3 protein-coding genes are annotated in these 2,868 nt (G+C 64.1%); all 3 read left to right on the top strand.

What is annotated here, in order from left to right; genetic code table 11:
- Positions 1-213: 213 nt before the first annotated feature.
- Positions 214-1,092 (top strand): Rpn family recombination-promoting nuclease/putative transposase, encoded by an 879-nt coding sequence (locus G3446_RS26170; protein WP_164456595.1) that lies wholly within the window; start codon positions 214-216, stop codon positions 1,090-1,092.
- A gap of 189 nt (positions 1,093-1,281) precedes the next feature.
- A complete protein-coding gene (locus G3446_RS26165) occupies positions 1,282-1,842 on the top strand; it encodes a Uma2 family endonuclease (RefSeq protein ID WP_164456594.1) in 561 nt (186 codons plus the stop codon).
- 177 nt (positions 1,843-2,019) lie between these two features.
- Positions 2,020-2,868, top strand: an 849-nt coding sequence (locus G3446_RS26160) for an Rpn family recombination-promoting nuclease/putative transposase (protein ID WP_164456593.1), incomplete at its 3' end; no start/stop codon positions are given.

Here is a 2,868-nt window from a genome sequence, read left to right as displayed (position 1 = left end):
CGCCGAAACTTCGACCATGGGGTCATATTTTAAGCCATTGTCCCGTAAGATGAAACAGACTTTTCGGCCAGGCACTATTTAGCCGTTGAAGCTCATCGAGGTCGCCGTCTAGGACAACAGGGACCAGGCTGGCGTGGTTTGCAGATTGGGGCTTGGCGTGCCGATGCGTATCATGAGAACACGTTTCGCCCTCATCCCTCCGGACCCGCCCGCATGCCAGAGATCCTCGCCGCCGACCTGCTCGACCCCAAGAACGACTACGTCTTCTTCCGCGTCTTCTCCGAGGAGCCGGCACTGCTGGTCGATCTGATCAATGTCGTACGCCGCGACGAGCCGGCGATTGTCGAGGTCAGTCTGCTCAATCCGCGTCTGACGCCCGAGCGGCTCAGCGGCAAGTCGCTGGTGCTCGACCTGCGGGCCGTCGACGAGCGCGGGCAGCGCTACGCTATTGAAATGCAGGTGCGTCGCTTCACGCACTGGAGCGGGTGCGGCCTCCTCTATCTGGCACGCCTGCTAAGCGAGCAGCTCGATGCGGGCACGGCGTATCGGCGCCTCAAGCCCGTGATCGGCATCCATCTGCTCGACTTCACGCTGCTCGAGGCGCCAGAGCAGGCCAAGCAAGCGTTGTGGTGTTTCGAGATGCGTGACCGTGCCCGCCCCGAGGTGCGTCTGGGGCGTGAGCTGCAGTTGAACATCATCGAGCTGCGCAAGGCCGACCGGCTGGGACAACTGCCTGCGCGGCTGTCGGCCTGGATCGCCGACTTTGCGCATTGGCAGGAGGAGTCGACCATGAGCACTCACCCCTATCCCCCGGTCCAGTGGGCCATCGAGAAGCTACGTGAGCTCAGTGCGGACGAGGAAGCGCGCTACTGGGCCGAGTCACGCGCCAAGGCGCTGAGCGATGAAGCGAGCTTGCTGGCGGAGGCGCGGGAGGAGGGCCGGGAGGAGGGCGAGCAGATTGGATTGCAGAAAGGCCGCGAGGACACCGCCCGCAATCTCATCGCCCTGGGCGTTCTTACGGTCGGCCAGATCGCCCAAGCGACGGGGTTGAGCCTGGCGCAGATCGAGGCGCTGCGTGGAGCAGAGCCTTAGGGGCCGGCTGGTGTCGATCGTAAGCTCGGCCACCATCTGTAGGTGCGGCTTTAGCCGCACGCGGCCGATGCGGCTGAAGCCGCACTTACAGGCGTTCTGTAAGGCGGAGCCATAGGGAGCCGGCCTCGATCTTCTGAACGTAGCATCCAGACCAAGTTCATTCGGATAACCGACTACAGGCACGTCACCATGCCCCACCCCCAGGCACGCCCTGCCCAGTATGCCGATCTCTTCTCGCTCCCCGATACCTTGGTCGGCGAGATCATTGACGGCGAGCTGTACGCCCATCCGCGCCCAGCACCCCGCCATGCCCTGGCCGCTTCCGCCATCGGAATGGAGATCGGCAATCCCTTCCAGCGCAGTCGCGGCGGACCAGGCGGCTGGTGGATACTGGACGAGCCCGAGCTGCATTTGGGCGCGGATGTGTTGGTGCCCGATCTCGCGGGATGGCGTCGCGAGCGGCTGCCCCAGCTTCCAGAAACGGCCTGGATCGCGTTGGCGCCGGACTGGGTGTGCGAAGTCATTTCGCCCTCGACCGCGAGAGTGGACCGTATGACCAAGATGCCCCTCTACGCCGCCAACGGCATCCCATACTGCTGGCTCGTGGACCCCGTCGCTCGGACCTTGGAGGCATTCAAGCTCAGGGACCACCAATGGGTTCTGCTAGCGAGCTTTGTCGACGACGCCGATGTGGCGGCCGAGCCCTTTGAGGCCGTCCCCTTCAAGCTCGATGCCCTGTGGGCCGATTAGACATTAAGGGGACTATTGGGGACTAAAGGGGACAGATTTATTTAGCCGTTGAAGTTCAATCGAGGTCGCCGTCTAGGACAACAGGGACCAGGCTGGCGTGGTTTGCAGATTGGGGCTTGGCGTGCCGATGCGTATCATGAGAACACTCTTCGTCCTCATCCCTCCGGACCCGCCCGCATGCCAGAGATCCTCGCCGCCGACCTGCTCGACCCCAAGAACGACTACGTCTTCTTCCGCGTCTTCTCCGAGGAGCCGGCACTGCTGGTCGATCTGATCAATGTCGTACGCCGCGACGAGCCGGCGATTGTCGAGGTCAGTCTGCTCAATCCGCGTCTGACGCCCGAGCGGCTCAGCGGCAAGTCGCTGGTGCTCGACCTGCGGGCCGTCGACGAGCGCGGGCAGCGCTACGCTATTGAAATGCAGGTGCGTCGCTTCACGCACTGGAGCGGGTGCGGCCTCCTCTATCTGGCACGCCTGCTAAGCGAGCAGCTCGATGCGGGCACGGCGTATCGGCGCCTCAAGCCCGTGATCGGCATCCATCTGCTCGACTTCACGCTGTTCGAGGCGCCAGAGCAGGCCAAGCAAGCGTTGTGGTGCTTCGAGATGCGTGACCGTGCCCGCCCCGAGGTGCGTCTGGGGCGTGAGCTGCAGTTGAACATCATCGAGCTGCGCAAGGCCGACCGGCTGGGACAACTGCCTGCGCGGCTGTCGGCCTGGATCGCCGACTTTGCGCATTGGCAGGAGGAGTCGACCATGAGCACTCACCCCTATCCCCCGGTCCAGTGGGCCATCGAGAAGCTACGTGAGCTCAGTGCGGACGAGGAAGCGCGCTACTGGGCCGAGTCACGCGCCAAGGCGCTGAGCGATGAAGCGAGCTTGCTGGCGGAGGCGCGGGAGGAGGGCCGGGAGGAGGGCGAGCAGATTGGATTGCAGAAAGGCCGCGAGGACACCGCCCGCAATCTCATCGCCCTGGGCGTTCTTACGGTCGGCCAGATCGCCCAAGCGACGGGGTTGAGCCTGGCGCAG

This window comes from Thiorhodococcus minor (genome assembly GCF_010820565.1).
Taxonomy (GTDB): domain Bacteria; phylum Pseudomonadota; class Gammaproteobacteria; order Chromatiales; family Chromatiaceae; genus Thiorhodococcus; species Thiorhodococcus minor.
The sequence above is the reverse complement of the archived record's forward strand: the minus strand, read 5'-3'. Positions and strand labels throughout refer to the sequence as shown.

Bases quoted from the DNA above. Each gene is read 5' to 3' on its own strand.
- G3446_RS26170 (WP_164456595.1), top strand. From the start codon at position 214: ATGCCAGAGATCCTCGCCGCCGACCTGCTCGACCCCAAGAACGACTAC.
- G3446_RS26165 (WP_164456594.1), top strand. From the start codon at position 1,282: ATGCCCCACCCCCAGGCACGCCCTGCCCAGTATGCCGATCTCTTCTCG.